Below are 16,517 nucleotides of genomic sequence, written 5' to 3' on the forward strand. Positions count from 1 at the left end.
CTTCTCAGTGGATGCGGCATGACCAACGACGACACCTCGGAATCTCCCGCCACCAATACCAGCGAGTCGGGCGACTCGGCCTCAGGGATTCCCCACGCGGGCACGGCCAGCACCGACGAGGCGGTTGCCGCAGTGAAAGCGGTCTCCAGCCAGATCTACGACTTCATCGGCGTGCCCGGTACAGCATCCCAACCCGGGCCCGGTGTCAAGGCGTGTTCTGGCAAGGACCCGGACAAGTACTTCCAGGTCTACCACCCGTGGAACTTCAAGCCCAAGTCCGGCGCGGACAACGACGTCGCCATGAAGAACCTCAAGGAGAAACTCGGTACGGGCGATTGGGTGATCAAGAGCTCTTACCGCGACAACAGTGCGAACAAGAATCTCAATATCGTCGCCGACAACGACTCCAAGAAGATGAGTGTCTGGATCGTCGGGTACAGCAAGCGTGAGACCCCAAGCATCGGCATCGAAGTCACCTCAGGCTGCTACCAAGTCCCTGCGGGAAAGACGATCGAGCACTCCTAGCCTGCGCCCTGGAGGAGTCGGCCCCCGGGCTCGCGGTCCGCGTCGGGGAGGTGGAGCGGTCGGCTGCCGTCGAGGACGGCGAAACCCCCTGCCGGACCGGGTCCGGCAGGGGGCGGGGCGACCACTCCCCAGCGTGCGAATCACACGTCACATACGCCTCAGTGGTTCTTCGGGAAGCCGAGGTTGATGCCGACCTCCTCCGACGGCTCCGGCCAGCGGGTGGTGACGACCTTGCCGCGGGTGTAGAAGTGCACCCCGTCGTTGCCGTAGATGTGGTGGTCGCCGAAGAGCGAGTCCTTCCAGCCGCCGAAGGAGTGGTAGCCCACCGGCACCGGGATCGGCACGTTGACGCCGACCATGCCCGCCTCCACCTCCAGCTGGAAGCGGCGGGCGGCGCCGCCGTCGCGGGTGAAGATGGCCGTGCCGTTGCCCCACTGCGAGCCATTGATCAGCGCGATGGCCTCGTCGTAGGTCTCGGCGCGCACCACGCACAGCACCGGGCCGAAGATCTCGTCACGGTAGGCGTCGGCCGTCGGCGGAACCCTGTCCAGCAGCGAGACGCCGATGAAGAAGCCGTTCTCATGGCCCTCCACGGTGTACCCCGTGCCGTCCACGACCACCTCGGCGCCCTGGGCCGCGGCCCCGTGCACATAGGAGGCGACCTTGTCGCGGTGCTCCTTGGTGATGAGCGGGCCCATCTCGGAGGCCGGGTCGTTCCCGGGGCCGATCCGCAGGCGGGCGGCCCGGTCGGCGATCTTCTTCACCAGCTCGTCGCCCGCGGCGCCGACGGCGACCACGACGGAGACCGCCATGCAGCGCTCACCGGCCGAGCCGTAGGCCGCGTTGATGGCGTTGTCCGCCGCGAAGTCCAGATCGGCGTCGGGCAGCACCAGCATGTGGTTCTTGGCGCCGCCGAGCGCCTGCACCCGCTTGCCGTGCTCGACGGCCTTGGACTGGATGTACTTCGCGATCGGGGTGGAGCCCACGAAGCTGACGGCCGCCACGTCCGGGTGCTCCAGCAGCCGGTCGACGGCCACCTTGTCGCCGTTGACCACGTTGAGCACCCCGTCCGGCAGCCCCGCCTCGGCGGCCAGCTCGGCCAGCCGGTGGGAGGCCGAGGGGTCCTTCTCGCTGGGCTTGAGGACGAAGGTGTTGCCGCAGGCGATGGCCACCGGGAACATCCACAGCGGCACCATCGCCGGGAAGTTGAACGGCGTGATGCCCGCGACCACACCCAGCGGCTGGCGGATCGAGGAGACGTCGACCCCGGTGGAGACCTGGGTGGACAGCTCGCCCTTCAGCTTCTCGGCGATCCCGCAGGCCAGCTCCACGATCTCCAGGCCGCGGGCCACCTCGCCGAGCGCGTCCGAGTGGACCTTGCCGTGCTCGGCGGTGATCAGCTCGGCGATCTCGTCGCGGTGGGCGTCCAGCAGTTCGCGGTACTTGAAGAGGATCGCGCCGCGCTTGGACAGGGACACCGTGCTCCAGGAGCGGTACGCCTCCTTGGCCGCGGCCACGGCCGCGTCGACCTCGTCCACGGAGGCCAGGGCGACCTGGGTGTCCTGGGCGCCGGTGGCGGGGTTGTAGACCGGCCCGTACGCGCCGGTCGCGCCCTCGACGGTCTTTCCGCCGATCCAGTGGTTGACGGTCTTCATGGGTGCGGAGCCTTTCTCTCGAAAAACGTCAGAGGTGGCGGCGGCGTGCGGCGGCCTGCCGGTCGTAGTCCTCGCGGGCCTTCACGGCGGCCGGACGGGTCGCGGTCTGGGCGACAGGCACATCCCACCACGCCTGTGCCTCGGGTGCGCCGGACACTGTGTCGGCCGTTTCGGTCTCCACATAGACACATGTGGGCCGGTCCGAGGCGCGGGCCTCGGCAAGCGCATCCCGCAGCTCGCGCACGGTCTTCGCGCGCAGCACGTCCATGCCCAGCGAGGCGGCGTTGGCGGCCAGGTCGACCGGGAGCGGATCGCCGGTGTACTGCCCGTCGGCCGCCCGGAAGCGGTAGGCGGTGCCGAAGCGCTCGGCGCCGGTGGTCTCCGACAGACCGCCGATCGAGGCGTAGCCGTGGTTCTGGAACAGCACGATGTTGATGTTGACGCCCTCCTGGACCGCGGTGACGATCTCGGTGGGCATCATCAGATACGTACCGTCCCCGACCAGCGCCCAGACCGGGGTGCCGGGCGCCGCGAGCCGTACGCCGATGGCGCCGGGGATCTCGTACCCCATGCAGGAGTAGCCGTATTCGAGGTGGTACTGGCGCGGGGAGCGGGCGCGCCACAGCTTGTGGAGGTCGCCCGGCAGCGACCCCGCGGCGTTGATCACCACGTCGTCGTCGCCGACGACCGCGTCCAGCGCGCCCAGCACCTGGGTCTGGGACGGGCGCGCGGTCTCGTCCTCGGCGGCGTACGCGGCGTCCACCCGGCGCTCCCACGCGGTCTTCCCCTGGCGGTACTCGGCCTCGTACGTCTCGTCCACGCGGTGGCCCGCCAGCTCGGCGGTGAGCGCTTCGAGCGCCGCGCGGGCGTCGGCGACCACGGTGGTGGCGCCGAGCTTGTGGGCGTCGAACGGCGTGATGTTGAGGTTGAGGAAGCGGACCGCCGGGTCCGCGAAGAGGGTCGCGGAGGCGGTGGTGAAGTCGCTGTAGCGGGTGCCCACGCCGATGACCAGGTCGGCGGTGCGGGCCAGGTCGTCGGCGACGGCGGTGCCGGTGTGGCCGATCCCGCCGATGTCGGCGGGGTGGTCGTAGCGCAGCGAGCCCTTGCCCGCCTGGGTGGAGGCCACCGGGATGCCGGTCGCGTCCACGAGGGCGCGCAGTGCCTGCTCGGCCTCGCTGTGGTGGACCCCGCCGCCCGCGACGATCAGCGGCCGGCGGGCGGCGCGGATGGTCCGCGCGGCGGCGGCCACCTCGGCGGCCTCGGGGGCGGGGCGGCGGACGTGCCAGACCCGGTCGGCGAAGAACTCCTCGGGCCAGTCGAACGCCTCGGCCTGGACGTCCTGCGGCAGGGCCAGGGTGACGGCGCCGGTCTCGGCCGGGTCCGCCAGCACCCGCATGGCCTGCAGCGCGGCCGGGATCAGCGCCTCGGGGCGCGCCACCCGGTCGAAGTAGCGGGAGACCGGGCGCAGCGCGTCGTTCACCGAGATGTCGCCCGCGTAGCCCACTTCGAGCTGCTGGAGCACCGGGTCGGCGGGCCGGGTGGCGAAGGTGTCGCCGGGCAGCAGCAGCACCGGCAGCCGGTTGACGGTGGCGAGCGCGGCACCGGTCACGAGGTTGGTGGCGCCGGGGCCGATGGAGGTGGTGACGGCCTGGGCGGCGAGCCGGTTGTTCTGCCGGGCGTAGCCGACCGCTGCGTGCACCATCGCCTGCTCGTTACGGCCCTGGAGGTACGGCATGGTGTCCGGCCCGGACTCCAGCAGCGCCTGGCCGAGCCCGGCCACATTGCCATGGCCGAAGATCCCCCAGGTGGCGTTGATCAGACGATGCCGTTGCCCGTCACGCTCGGTGTACTGGTGGGCCAGGAACTCCACCAGCGCCTGGGCGACGGTGAGGCGGCGCACTGCCGAACCGTTCATCGTGGGTCTCCAGCGGGTGCTTGATAGAGGGGCAGACGGGGGTCGACGGGCTGGTCCGGCCAGGTGGCGCGGATCCAGGCGTGGTCGGGGTGGTCGCAGATGAGCCAGGCGCGCTCCGCCTCCGGGCCCGCCATGACGTTCAGGTAGTACATGTCATGCCCGGGGGCGGCGATGGAGGGGCCGTGCCAGCCGTCGGGGATCAGGACGGTGTCACCGGAGCGGACCTCGGCGAGCACATCGGTGCCGCGGCCGTGGCCGGACGGGGAGACCCGCTGGTAGCCGATGCCCTCGTTGCCGTGGGCCTCGGCGATCTCGAAGTAGTAGATCTCCTCCAGCTCGCTCTCCTCGCCGGGGCGGCACTGGTCGTGCTTGTGCGGCGGGTACGAGGACCAGTTGCCGCCCGGGGTGAGCACCTCGACGGCGATCAGCTTGTCGCATTCGAAGACGCCTGCGGCGCCGAAGTTGTTCACCTGGCGCGAGCAGTTGCCACTGCCGCGCAGCTCGACGGGGACGGCGGAGGCCGGCCCGTAGCGTGCGGGCAGCCGGCGCTCGCAGCGGGCGCCGGTGAGCGCGAAGCGGCCGCCCGCGCCGCTGGCGATCTGGGCGTGGGAGTCGCGCGGCAGATAGACGAAGTCGCTCACCCCGCTGAACACGCTCTCCCGGCCGTGCAGTTCGAAGGTCTCGCCCTCGGCGATCACGGTGCAGCCGCCGCTCAGCGGCAGCACGATCCACTCGCTGTCCCCGGTGGCCAGCGAGTGCGAACCGCCGGGCGGCAGATCGAGGACCCGCAGGCTGGAGTGGCCCCAGCCGGCCCGCTCGGGGTCGATGTCCACGGCGTAGGGGCCGTCGGCCGCCTTGCCGGCCGGTACGTGGAAGCCGGGGAACGGATCGGTGGTGGTGGTCATGGCGTGAAGTCTCTGCCTTTCTTCCAGCGTCACAGCAGGCCGACGGCGGTGTCCACGGCGGTCTCGACACTGCCCTCCGCCGGATAGAGCAAGGAGCGGCCGACGACCAGCCCCTGCACGGTGGGCAGGCCCAGCGCCTTGCGCCACTTCTCGTACGCCTCCTCCTGGTCCTGCGGAGACTTGCCCACGTCGCCGCCGAGCAACACCGCCGGAAGGGTGCTCGTCTCCATCACCGCCGCCATCTCGTCGGCGTCGTCGGTGACCGGCACCTTCAGCCAGGTGTAGGCGGAGGTTCCGGCGAGGCCGGAGGCGATGGCTATGGACTTGGTGACGGCCTCGGCGGACAGGTCGTTGACGACCTTTCCGCCCGTCCGCCGGGAGATGAACGGCTCGACGAAGACGGGCAGCCGCCGCTCCGCCATGTCGTCGATGGCGCGGGCCGTGGTGGCCATGGTGGTCAGCGAACCGGCGTCCTCGTAGTCGATGCGCAGCAGCAGCTTGCCGGCGTCGAAGCGGAGGCGCTCGATGTCCTGGGGGCGGTGTCCGGTGAAGCGGTCGTCGAGCTCGAACGAGGCCCCGGCGAGGCCGCCGCGGTTCATCGAGCCCATGACGACCTTGCCGTCGAGGGCGCCGAGCAGCAGCAGGTCCTCGAGGATGTCGGCGGTGGCGAGCACCCCGTCGACCCCGGGCCGGGACAGTGCCACGCACAGCCGCTCCAGCAGCTCGACCCGGTTGGCCATGGCCAGCTTGTGGCCGCCGACGGCGAGGGCGCCGCGCGCCGGGTGATCGGCGGCCACGATCATCAGACGGCCGCTGTCACCGATGAGGGGGCGGCGGACCCGGCGGGCGGCCGCCTCGGCGATGGCCTCCGGGTGGCGGCTCCGCACCGTCACGAGGTCGGAAACGCTGATACTCAAAGTACTTCCTCGCATTCGCGATTCATGAAGGGCACACGGAGCGCGGGGACCGCATGACCGGACGAGGGGAGGGCCTGGCGCCCGGGGTCAGAACCCCGCCAGCAGAGCCTCGACCTCCGCTTCCGTGGGCATCGCGGAGGAGCAGGCGAGGCGGGACGCGACGATGGCGCCCGCCGCGTTGGCGTACCGCATGACGCGCTCCAGGGGCCAGGCCGAGAGCAGCCCGTGGCACAGGGCGCCGCCGAACGCGTCGCCCGCGCCGAGCCCGTTGACCACCTCGACCGGGACCGGCGGGACCTCCGCGGTGGTGCCGTCGCGGTGCACGGCGAGCACCCCGCGCGGGCCCTGTTTGACGATGGCGATCTCCACGCCCGCGTCCAGCAGCGCCTGCGCGCACGCCTTGGGCTCGCGCGCGCCCGTGGCGATCTCGCACTCGTCCACATTGCCGACGGCGACGGTCGCATGGCGCAGCGCCTCGGCGTAGAAGGGGCGGGCGGTCTCCGGGTCGGCCCAGAACATCGGCCGCCAGTCGAGGTCGAAGACGGTGGTGCCGCTCTTGGCGCGGGCGGCGAGCGCGGCGAGGGTGCTGGTGCGGCTGGGCTCCTCGCTGAGCCCGGTGCCGGTCATCCAGAAGATCCGGGCGGCGCGGATGGCGTCGAGGTCCAGCTCAGCGGAGTGGATCTCCAGATCGGGTGCCTTGGGGCGGCGGTAGAAGTACAGCGGGAAGTCGTCCGGCGGGAAGATCTCGCAGAAGGTGATCGGGGTGGGGTACTCCTCGACCGGGGTGACGAAGCGGTCGTCCACCCCGAAGGCCCGCAGCTCCTGGTGGATGTAGTCGCCGAACGGATCCGCCCCGGTGCGGCTGATCACCGCGGAGCGACGGCCGAAGCGGGCCGCGGAGACCGCGACATTGGTCGCCGAGCCGCCAAGGAACTTTCCGAACGATTCGACCTGCGGCAGTGGCACACCGGTCTGCAGTGGATACAGGTCCACTCCGATGCGGCCCATCGTGATCAGGTCGTACGGCTCACTCATGCCTGCCCCTTCGGGAAAGACGCAGCTCAGGGTCTGGTGCTCAGAACTCCGGGATCCACCCCGGCCCTTCAGGTCTAGACGTGTGCCCCGCCCACTGTCAAGACTTTGTCCTTACATATGGACGTAACCATTCGGATCCGCTGGACGCGTTATCGGCTCGTTACGTCCAGATGAAATGTTGTCATGACAAAGTCTTGACAGTGGCCACCCACGGGGAGAGGCTCCCGTTCTGCAACGGCCGTGCACATTCGACGGACCTGGCTTGAGAGGTGCTGGAACGGATGGACCTCAGACTCAATCGACACCGCAGAGCGGGCCTCGCCGCACTCGCCACCGCAGCCGCCCTCCTGGCGGCGGGCTGCAGCAGTCAGGGTGGCAAGAAGGCCCAGGAAGCCGACGCCGGCCTCGCGGCCGGGAAGGCCGACACCCCGCGCATGAGGATCGCGATGATCACCCACGCGGCCCCGGGCGACACCTTCTGGGACACGGTGCGCAAGGGCGCCAAGACCGCGGCGGCCAAGGACAACGTCGACCTCGTCTACTCCAGCAACCCCAACGGAGCCGACCAGGCCAACCTGATCCAGAACGCGATCAACCAGAAGGTCGACGGCATCGCCGTCACCCTCGCCAAGCCCGACGCCATGAAGGGCGCGATAGCCAAGGCGAAGAAGGCCGGGATCCCGGTCGTCGCCTTCAACGCCGGACTCGACCAGTGGAAGGACATGGGTCTGCTGGAGTACTTCGGCCAGGACGAGAACATCGCGGGCCAGGCCTTCGGCAAGCACCTCAACGAGGTCGGCGCCAAGCACGACATCTGTGTGATCCAGGAGCAGGGCCATGTCGCCCTCGAGGCCCGCTGCGCGGGCGTGAAGAAGACCTTCAAGGGCAAGACCGACATCCTCTACGTCAACGGAACCGACATGCCGTCGGTCAAGTCGACGATCGCCGCGAAGCTCAAGCAGGATTCCAGCATCGACTACGTCGTCACCCTGGGCGCGCCGTTCGCCCTGACCGCCGTGCAGTCCGCGAAGGACGCGGGCGACAAGGCCAAGGTCGCCACCTTCGACCTCAACAAGGACCTGGTCTCGGCCGTGCAGAGCGGCGACGTCCAGTTCGCCGTCGACCAGCAGCCGTACCTCCAGGGCTATCTGTCCATCGACTCCCTGTGGCTCTACAAGAACAACGGCAACTTCAGCGGCGGCGGCGAGCAGCCCGTGCTGACCGGGCCCGCGTTCGTCACCAAGGACAACGTGGACACCATCGCCACGTTCGCCAAGAAGGGAACGCGGTGAGCCGGCCATGACCCATACCGCCACCCCGGCGGCCGCCACCCCGCCCGTCTCCCCCGCGGTCCCGCCGAAGAGCCGCGCCGCCGAGCGCTCGCTGGCCCGGCGGGCGCTGGCCCGGCCCGAGATCGGGGCGCTGGTCGCGGCCGTCGGCGTCTATCTCTTCTTCTTCGCCGTGGCCCCCACCTTCCGGCAGGCCGACTCCTTCGCCACCGTCCTCTACCAGGCGTCCACCATGGGCATCATGGCGCTCGCCGTCTCCCTGCTGATGATCGGCGGCGAGTTCGACCTGTCGGCCGGTGTCGCGGTCACCACCTCGGCGCTGACCGCCAGCATGTTCAGCTTCCAGCTCACCACCAATGTCTGGGTGGGCGTGATCGTCGCCCTGCTGGTCTCGCTCACCGTGGGACTGATCAACGGACTGCTGCTGATCAGGACCGGGCTGCCCAGCTTCCTGGTCAGCCTCGCCAGCTTCCTGATGCTCCAGGGCGCCAACCTGGCCATCACCAAGCTGCTGACCGGCAATGTCGGCACCGACTCCATCAGCGACATGGACGGCTTCGACCAGGCCAAGTCGCTCTTCGCCTCCGAGATCGACGTCTTCGGCGTCGATGTGAAGATCACCGTGCTGTGGTGGCTGATCTTCGCGGCCATCGCCACCTGGGTGCTGCTGCGCACCACGTTCGGCAACTGGATCTTCGCGGCCGGTGGCTCGAAGGAGAGCGCCCGGGCCGTGGGCGTCCCGGTGAACCTCACGAAGGTCGCCCTCTTCATGACGGTGGGCTTCGCGGCCTGGTTCGTGGGCATGCATCTGCTCTTCGAGTACAACACCGTGCAGGCCGGCGAGGGCGTGGGCAACGAGTTCTACTACATCATCGCGGCCGTGATCGGCGGCTGCCTGCTCACCGGCGGCTATGGCTCCGCGATCGGCGCGGTCCTCGGCGCCTTCATCTTCGGCATGGTCAACCAGGGCATCGTCTACGCCAACTGGAACCCCGACTGGTTCAAGTTCTTCGTCGGCGTGATGCTGCTGCTCGCGACCCTCGTCAATCTGTGGGTGCGCCGTCAGGCCGCCAGGAGGTGATCGGAATGGCGACGAACGTCACCAAGGACAGCGCGGCGCAGGTCCCCACGCCGGACGGGGAGCCGGTGGTCCGGCTGCGGGGCGTGGGCAAGCTCTACGGGAACATCCGCGCCCTGGAGGGCATCGACCTGGCCGTCCGGCCAGGCCGGGTGACCTGCGTGCTCGGCGACAACGGCGCGGGCAAGTCCACCCTGATCAAGATCATCTCGGGGCTGCACCAGCACGACGCGGGCGAATACCTCGTGGACGGGAAGCCGGTGCGGCTGAACACCCCGCGCGACGCCCTGAACCTGGGCATCGCCACCGTCTACCAGGACCTGGCCACCGTGCCGCTGATGCCGGTGTGGCGGAACTTCTTCCTCGGCTCCGAGCTGACCCGCGGCCCCTGGCCGGTGCGGCGGCTGGACATCCAGCGGATGAAGCGGATCACCGGCGAGGAGCTGTCCGCCATGGGCATCCACCTCGACAACCTGGAGCAGCCCATCGGCACCCTCTCCGGCGGCCAGCGGCAGTCCGTGGCCATCGCCCGGGCGGTCCACTTCGGCGCCCGGGTGCTGATCCTGGACGAGCCGACGGCGGCGCTCGGCGTCAAGCAGTCCGGTGTGGTGCTCAAGTACATCGCGGCGGCGCGCGAGCGCGGGCTCGGCGTCATCTTCATCACCCACAACCCCCACCACGCCTATATGGTCGGCGACCACTTCGCGGTGCTCCGGCTCGGCGCCCTGGAGCTGAACGCGGCGCGCGAGGACGTCAGCCTCGAAGAGCTCACCAACCACATGGCCGGCGGTGCCGAACTGGCCGCGCTCAAGCATGAGCTGGCCCAGGTCCGCGGGGTCGATGTGGACGAGCTGCCGGAGGAGGTGACAGCACCTTCCCCCTGACGGACGCCATTCTTCCGACGTCTTTCCCTGACAAGACGTCCGAATGTCCTGACGAAGTCTTGACGGCCGCCCGCCCGGCCGGTGAAGCTGCCCAAAACAGCACGACGCGGGCACCCCAGCACACCGAGGAGACCCTCTGCCATGACTGCCGACGCCTCCCCCGCACCCGCCCTGGACCGCATCCGGGTCGGCTCGGCCCCCGATTCGTGGGGGGTGTGGTTCCCCGACGACGATCAGCAGGTTCCCTGGCAGCGCTTCCTCGACGAGGTCGCGGAGGCCGGTTACGAGTGGATCGAGCTGGGTCCGTACGGCTATCTGCCCACGGACCCGGCCCGGCTCACCGAGGAGACCGGCCGGCGCGGCCTCACGGTCTCCGCGGGCACCGTCTTCACCTCGCTCCACCGCGGCCCCGAGGTCTGGGACGCCACCTGGGAGCACGTCTCCCAGGTGGCCGAGCTGACCCGGGCGATGAACGCGGGGCACCTCGTGGTCATCCCCTCCTTCTGGCGGGACGACAAGACCGCCGAGCTGATCGAGCCCCCGACGCTCACCGCCGAACAGTGGCGCCATCTGTCCACCGGGATGGAGCGGCTCGGCCGTGAGGTGCGGGAGCGCTTCGGGCTCGACATCGTCGTCCACCCGCATGCCGACACCCATATCGACACCGAGGAGAACGTGGCCCGCTTCCTGGACGCCACCGACGCGGACCTGGTCAACCTCTGTCTGGACACCGGCCACTACGCCTACTGCGGCGGCGACAGCGTCAAGCTGATCGAGACCTACGGCGAGCGCATCGGCTATCTCCACCTCAAGCAGGTCGACCCGGAGATCCTCGCCGATGTGGTCAAGAACGGGGTGCCGTTCGGCCCCGCCGTCCAGCGCGGTGTGATGTGCGAACCGCCGAACGGCGTTCCGGAGCTGGGCCCCGTCCTGACCGCGGCCCAGAACCTGGACGTGGACCTGTTCGCCATCGTGGAGCAGGACATGTACCCCTGCCCGCCCGGCCAGCCCTTCCCCATCGCCGAGCGCACCCGGCGCTTCCTGCGCTCCTGCGGCGCCTGACCCCTCACCCCTCCGTTTCGCCCCCCACGGGCCTTCGCCCACCCGGGCTTTCGTCCCACGGGCCTTCGCCCCACGGGCCTTCGAACCGTCCAGAGAGCAGAGAGAGAAGAGAGAGCAGTCTATGACCCAGCAGGGAACGCTCGGGGTCGCCGTCATCGGGACCGGCAAGATGGGCGCCGACCACGTCCGCCGCATCAACGATGTGATCAGCGGCGCCCGGGTGGCCGCCGTGGTCGACATCGACGAGGCGCGGGCCAAGGCGGTCGCCGACACCGCCGACGGCTGTCAGGCGTTCACCGACCCGGCCGCCGCGATGGCCGCGCCCGGCGTGGACGCGGTGCTGATCGCCTCGCCGGGGCCCGCGCATGAGGCCGCGCTGCTCAGCGCGTTCGAGCGCGATCTGCCGGTGCTGTGCGAGAAGCCGCTCACCCCGGACTCCGCGTCCGCGCTGCGGGTGCTGGAGGCCGAGCAGCGGCTGGGCCACCGCCGGGTGCAGGTGGGCTTCATGCGGCGCTACGACACCGAGTTCATGAAGCTCAAGGCGCTGCTGGCCGGGGGCGAGCTGGGCCGCCCGCTGCTGCTGCACTGCCGCCACCGCAATGCCTCGGTGCACTCGTACTTCACCAACGAGATGCTGATCACCGACTCGGTGGTGCATGAGATGGACCAGTCGCGCTGGCTGCTGGAGCAGGAGATCGCCGCCATCACCGTGCTCAAGCCGACTCCCAGCTCGCTGTCGCCCGAACCGCTCAGCGACCCCCAGCTGGTGGTCTTCGAAACCACCGGCGGGGCGATCGTCAATGTGGAGATCTTCGCCACCTGCGGCTTCGGCTACCAGGTGCAGGCGGAGGCGGTCTGCGAGCGCGGCACCGCCCGCGTGGGCGACGCCCACGGGATGCTGGTCAACCGGCCCGGCACCTGGGGCGGGGAGATCGCCCCCGACTTCGTGGCCCGCTTCGAGGAGGCGTACGACCGCGAGGTGCAGAGCTGGGTCAACGCCACCCGGCGGGGTGAGGTCGAGGGCCCCAGCGCCTGGGACGGCTATGCCGCGGCCGCCGTCAGCGAGGCGGGGGTCCGGGCCCAGGCCACGGGTCAGCGCACGGCAGTCGAGATGATCGAGCGCCCCGCCTTCTACAGCTGACGCCCCGTCTCCAGCTGACGCCCAGCGGGCCGGCCGTCTCCCCACGGCCGGCCCGCTCTGGTCATGGCCACCGGGTCTCGTCCGGTGCGTCACTCGTGCGTCACAGCGGTCACATCTCCACACGCCTCCGTCACAGGTGTTCAACAGCCCCGGGCCGCCCTTCACTCTGCGTCGTTGACCGGGCACAGGCTGATGGAACTGAGCGGGCGCGCCGTGGCTCCCCCGACGGCCCCACCGGGCCGTGACCGCGGCGCCCTGCGGAAGGGCATGAGAGATGACCGACCGGAGGCTGTGGTCGTACAAGGAGATCGCCGCACATATCGGTGTGCAGACCGACACCGTACGGTCCTATCGCAAGCACGGCCTGCTGCCGCCCCCCGATCATGTGGAGGGCGGCAAGCCGTATTGGTACGCGGATACGATCCGCTCCTGGGTGGTCCGCAGACCCGGCAACCGTCGCGCCCGGCGCGATGATGGCAAGGACTGAAGGACTAGCGGTGCGGCCACGACGTCCGTGCGAGCCGCTAAGCGCTCCGCTGGAAGGGTCGCGATGAGTCGTCGGCCGACTGCGGCGCCGTCATGGCTGGTCCCACGCGGCGGAGCCGCATATCGACACAGCCGCGCGGCGGAGCCGCACCTCGACACGGCCCCGCGCCCCTTCGGGGCGCTGCCCGAACCGTAGCGGACTTCCTCTGACCTGCTCAGCGGCCCGTGCTCACCCGGTCCCGGTCCCGCGCCTTCTCCCCCTCTCCCCGAACCCCGTCCTCACCGTGAACCCCGTCCTCACCGTGAGGACCGCCCTTGCCGTGAGGCCCGCCCTCGCCGTGAGGCCCGCCGCGCTTGCCGCCGCACCGGTGGTCGTCGGCCTCGCCGCCGATGGCGGCATCTGTGGGCTCCCCCTCGCTCAGCCCGAACCGGGTGTGCAGCCGGCGCAGCGGGCCCGGGGCCCACCAGGTGGCCCGGCCGGTCAGCTTCATCACCGCCGGCACCAGCAGCCCGCGCACCACCATCGCGTCCATCAGCACGGCCAGGGCGATGCCCAGCCCCAGCATCTTGGTGTTGGTGACCCGCGAGGTGCCGATGCCCACCATCACCACGGCGAGGATCAGCGCCGCCGCCGTGATCAGACCGCCGGTGCGCCGCAGCCCGAACTCCACCGCCGCCTGATGGTCCCCGGTGCGGTCGTACTCCTCCTTGATCCGGGAGAGCAGGAAGACCCCGTAGTCCATGGAGAGCCCGAAGGCGACGCAGAACATCAGGACGGGCAGGGTGGTCTCGATATCGCCGGAGGTGGTGAAGGAGAGCGGACCGGACAGATGACCGTCCTGGAAGACCCACACCACCGCGCCGAACATCGCGGTCAGACTGAGCGCGTTGAGCAGCACGGCCTGAAGCGGTATCAGCACGCTTCCGGTGAGCAGGAAGACCAGCAGCAGGGTGACGGCGACGATGATGGCCGCGGCCCAGGGCAGCCGGTCGGCTATGGAGTCCTTGGTGTCCACCAGGACGGCGGCGGTGCCGGTCACCGAGGTGGTGAACGACGGCTCCTGGGCGCGGATCGTCCGCACCAGGTCCTGGCTGGTGGCGTCCACGGCCTCGCCCTTGGGCTGCACGGTGATCTCCGCCGAGCCATCGGCCAGCCGCGCCGCCTCCGCCTGCCCCGGCTCGGCCACCCGCCGCCCGTCGGCGAACCGGCCCGCCGGGCTGTCCACCCGCAGCACCTGGGGCAGGGCGGAGACCTTGGCGCTGTAGTCGGCGAGGGCCTTGGTGCCGGTGCCGCCCTCGGCGAGGACCTCCACCGCACCCCCGGGGCCGCCGGGGAACCCCTCCCGGATGTGCTGCTGCACCACATGGGACTCGGCGCTCGACGGCAGCTGGCGGTCGTCCGCGGTGCCGAGCTCCACCCTCAGGAACGGCAGTCCCAGCGCGACCAGACCGGCGACGGTGGCCAGCGCGAACACCGGGGCGCGCCGCATCACCAGCCGGGCGAGCCGCGCCCAGCCCGCTCCGGGCTCACCGCCCCGGGCCGGGCGGCCGCGGCGCAGCAGCCGGGTGAGGTCCAGTGCGTTGACCCGGTCGCCCAGGAGGATGAGCGCCGCGGGCAGGACCACCAGGGCGGCGGTGGCGGCGATCAGCACCACCGCGATCCCCGCGTAGGCGAAGGAGCGCAGGAAGTACTGCGGGAAGACGAGCATGGCGGCGAGCGAGGCGGCGACGGTCAGCGCCGAGAAGAGCACGGTGCGCCCGGCGGTGCGCAGCGTGGCCGCGACGGCGGGCAGCTTCTCCGCGCCCCGGCCCAGCTCCTCGCGGAAGCGGCGCACGATGAACAGGGCGTAGTCGATGGCGAGTCCGAGGCCGAGCGCGGTGGTCAGGTTCTGCGCGAAGACCGAGACATCGGTGAACTCGGTGAGCCCGCGCAGCACCGCGTCGGTGCCGAGGATCGCGATGATGCCCACGCCGAGCGGCAGCAGGGCGGCCACGGCGCTGCCGAAGACCATCACGAGCAGCACCAGGGTGATGGGCAGGGCGATCATCTCGGCCCGCAGCAGATCCTCCTGGATGGTGGACTGCAGCTCATGGCGGACGGCCACCATCCCGCCGACCCGCACCTCGACCGGGCCGTGGGCGCCCCGGTAGTGGGGCGCTATGCGCTCCAGTGCCTTGCCCGCGGCCGACTCGTCGCCCAGGATCCGCGCGGCGATGATCGCCTCGCCCCGGTCACGGGCCCGCAGCGAGGGCGCGCCGGTGGCCCAGTACGAGGTGACCCCGGTGACCGCCCTCTCGCCGGAGAGCTTCTTGGCCAGTGCCCGGGCCTCGGCGGCGACGGCCGGATCGTCCACGGTCTTCTTACCGCTGTCGACGAGCAGGACCAGATTGGGCTGGGAGGCGGGGAAGCGCTTCTCCAGCGCCTTGGTGGCATACGCGGACTCGGACGCCGGGTCCTCCCAGCCGCCGCTTCCCATCCGGTCGGCGACCCCACTCCCCGCTACGACGGCCAGCGCGGTGAAGATCAGAGCGATCAGCAGGGACAGCCGAGGACGCGCCGTGACCAGGCGGGTCCACCCTCCGATCCGGTCCTCGGGTGGGCGGTTGACATCGGTCATGGCGCGGTGTCCCCTTCACCTGTGCCCCATGCCGCCACCAAATGTCCGTAGGCAGCACGGGTCGCTGATTACCATGGACGGCAAACACGAGCGACCGCTCGCGTTTCTCAAGAATGCGAGCGGCCACTCGTGTTTGTCAATCGAACACGGAGAGCCGGGGAAAACAGGTGAGCGAGAGCAAGGCGGACCAGTCCGACGAGACGGCGAAGCCGCGCCGCAGACAGGCACGCGGCGAGCGCCGGATCCAGCAGCTGCTCGACGCCGCCGCCAGCGTCTTCTGCCGCACCGGCTACACCTCGGCCAGCACCAACGCCATCGCCCGCGAGGCCGGGGTCTCCCCCGGCACGCTGTACCAGTTCTTCCCGAACAAGGAGGCCATCGCCGTCGAGCTCGGCGAGCGCCTCAACCGCCGGATGGTGGAGACCCACGGGGTGGTCTTCACCCTCGAGAACGCCGCGCTGCCGCTGCGCGAACTGCTCGACGCGGTCCTCGACCCGATGATCGAGTTCAACTGCGCGAACCCCGCCTTCCTGACCCTGCTCCAGTCCTCCGACACGCCCGGCCACTTCCTCGAAGAGCACGCCGCCCTGCACGACTCGATCCAGGACCGCATCAACGAGCTGATCGGCGTCCGCAACCCCGACCTCTCCCCCGAGCGCCGCACCCACACCGCGAACATGGCGTTCGCCCTGTTCAAGGCCGGGCTGGTGCTGATCCTCGGCCATGAGGGCACCGAACGGGAGGCGTACATCGCGGAGTTGAAGACCGCCCTGTACGGCTATCTCGCCCCGGTGCTCGGCACCGAGGGAATCCCCGCCCAGCCCTGACCCCCGCGCCACACCCTCGTCGCGCACCCCTCCCCCGCCCCGGGCCGCGGAGGGGTGCGCGCGGGCGCGCCGCACCCGTCACCAACCGGCGCACCACCGACTTCCGTCCATACCCCCTAGGGGTATAGAGTGGGGATCGTCAGGAGACGCTGGGGCATTCCGGTGCCTCCCGCACACCGA

The 16,517-nt window shown here is 70.4% G+C and carries 14 protein-coding genes; 8 read left to right on the forward strand and 6 right to left on the reverse strand.

Annotated features, from left to right (window positions below):
- The first annotated feature begins 18 nt into the window (after positions 1-18).
- Positions 19-525: a hypothetical protein gene (locus IEJ02_RS37060; RefSeq protein ID WP_191068807.1), complete on the forward strand. Its 507-nt coding sequence runs from the start codon at positions 19-21 to the stop codon at positions 523-525.
- A gap of 158 nt (positions 526-683) precedes the next feature.
- Here the strand turns inward: IEJ02_RS37060 and IEJ02_RS37065 are convergent, their stop codons facing one another.
- From IEJ02_RS37065 to iolC, 5 genes are all read right to left on the reverse strand, one after another.
- Positions 684-2,180, reverse strand: a complete 1,497-nt coding sequence (locus IEJ02_RS37065; protein WP_137978019.1) for a CoA-acylating methylmalonate-semialdehyde dehydrogenase — start codon at positions 2,178-2,180, stop codon at positions 684-686.
- A gap of 28 nt (positions 2,181-2,208) precedes the next feature.
- Entirely contained in the window at positions 2,209-4,095 is a 1,887-nt protein-coding gene (iolD, locus tag IEJ02_RS37070; RefSeq protein WP_191068808.1) for a 3D-(3,5/4)-trihydroxycyclohexane-1,2-dione acylhydrolase (decyclizing), read from the reverse strand.
- Positions 4,092-5,000 (reverse strand): 5-deoxy-glucuronate isomerase, encoded by a 909-nt coding sequence (iolB, locus tag IEJ02_RS37075; protein ID WP_191068809.1) that lies wholly within the window; start codon positions 4,998-5,000, stop codon positions 4,092-4,094. The genes iolD and iolB overlap by 4 nt, the downstream gene beginning before the upstream one ends.
- Positions 5,001-5,029: 29 nt before the next feature.
- Positions 5,030-5,917 (reverse strand): Cgl0159 family (beta/alpha)8-fold protein, encoded by an 888-nt coding sequence (locus IEJ02_RS37080; RefSeq protein WP_137978020.1) that lies wholly within the window; start codon positions 5,915-5,917, stop codon positions 5,030-5,032.
- An 87-nt stretch (positions 5,918-6,004) separates the two neighbouring features.
- The gene (gene iolC / locus IEJ02_RS37085) at positions 6,005-6,952 is read right to left on the reverse strand and encodes a 5-dehydro-2-deoxygluconokinase (RefSeq protein WP_191068810.1); all 948 of its coding nucleotides are present in this window, start codon (positions 6,950-6,952) and stop codon (positions 6,005-6,007) included.
- Between the two features lie 281 nt (positions 6,953-7,233).
- Here iolC and IEJ02_RS37090 point away from each other — a divergent pair, with 281 nt between their 5' ends.
- From IEJ02_RS37090 to IEJ02_RS37115, 6 genes are all read left to right on the forward strand, one after another.
- Positions 7,234-8,244, forward strand: coding sequence for a sugar ABC transporter substrate-binding protein (locus IEJ02_RS37090; protein ID WP_191068811.1), 1,011 nt, complete (start codon positions 7,234-7,236; stop codon positions 8,242-8,244).
- A 7-nt stretch (positions 8,245-8,251) separates the two neighbouring features.
- Positions 8,252-9,322, forward strand: coding sequence for an ABC transporter permease (locus IEJ02_RS37095; RefSeq protein ID WP_191068812.1), 1,071 nt, complete (start codon positions 8,252-8,254; stop codon positions 9,320-9,322).
- A gap of 5 nt (positions 9,323-9,327) precedes the next feature.
- The gene (locus IEJ02_RS37100; RefSeq protein ID WP_191068813.1) at positions 9,328-10,203 is read left to right on the forward strand and encodes an ATP-binding cassette domain-containing protein; all 876 of its coding nucleotides are present in this window, start codon (positions 9,328-9,330) and stop codon (positions 10,201-10,203) included.
- A 141-nt stretch (positions 10,204-10,344) separates the two neighbouring features.
- The gene (locus IEJ02_RS37105; RefSeq protein WP_191068814.1) at positions 10,345-11,265 is read left to right on the forward strand and encodes a sugar phosphate isomerase/epimerase family protein; all 921 of its coding nucleotides are present in this window, start codon (positions 10,345-10,347) and stop codon (positions 11,263-11,265) included.
- Between the two features lie 121 nt (positions 11,266-11,386).
- Positions 11,387-12,406, forward strand: coding sequence for a Gfo/Idh/MocA family protein (locus tag IEJ02_RS37110; protein WP_191068815.1), 1,020 nt, complete (start codon positions 11,387-11,389; stop codon positions 12,404-12,406).
- Between the two features lie 274 nt (positions 12,407-12,680).
- Entirely contained in the window at positions 12,681-12,893 is a 213-nt protein-coding gene (locus IEJ02_RS37115; protein ID WP_191068816.1) for a helix-turn-helix transcriptional regulator, read from the forward strand.
- A gap of 214 nt (positions 12,894-13,107) precedes the next feature.
- Here the strand turns inward: IEJ02_RS37115 and IEJ02_RS37120 are convergent, their stop codons facing one another.
- On the reverse strand, positions 13,108-15,510 hold the full coding sequence (locus IEJ02_RS37120) for an MMPL family transporter (protein WP_191068817.1): 2,403 nt from the start codon (positions 15,508-15,510) through the stop codon (positions 13,108-13,110).
- Between the two features lie 167 nt (positions 15,511-15,677).
- Here IEJ02_RS37120 and IEJ02_RS37125 point away from each other — a divergent pair, with 167 nt between their 5' ends.
- Positions 15,678-16,337, forward strand: coding sequence for a TetR family transcriptional regulator (locus tag IEJ02_RS37125; RefSeq protein WP_317986017.1), 660 nt, complete (start codon positions 15,678-15,680; stop codon positions 16,335-16,337).
- The last annotated feature ends 180 nt before the right edge of the window (positions 16,338-16,517 follow it).

It is taken from the genome of Streptomyces sp. 5-10 (assembly GCF_014712245.1).
Taxonomy (GTDB): domain Bacteria; phylum Actinomycetota; class Actinomycetes; order Streptomycetales; family Streptomycetaceae; genus Streptomyces; species Streptomyces violaceusniger.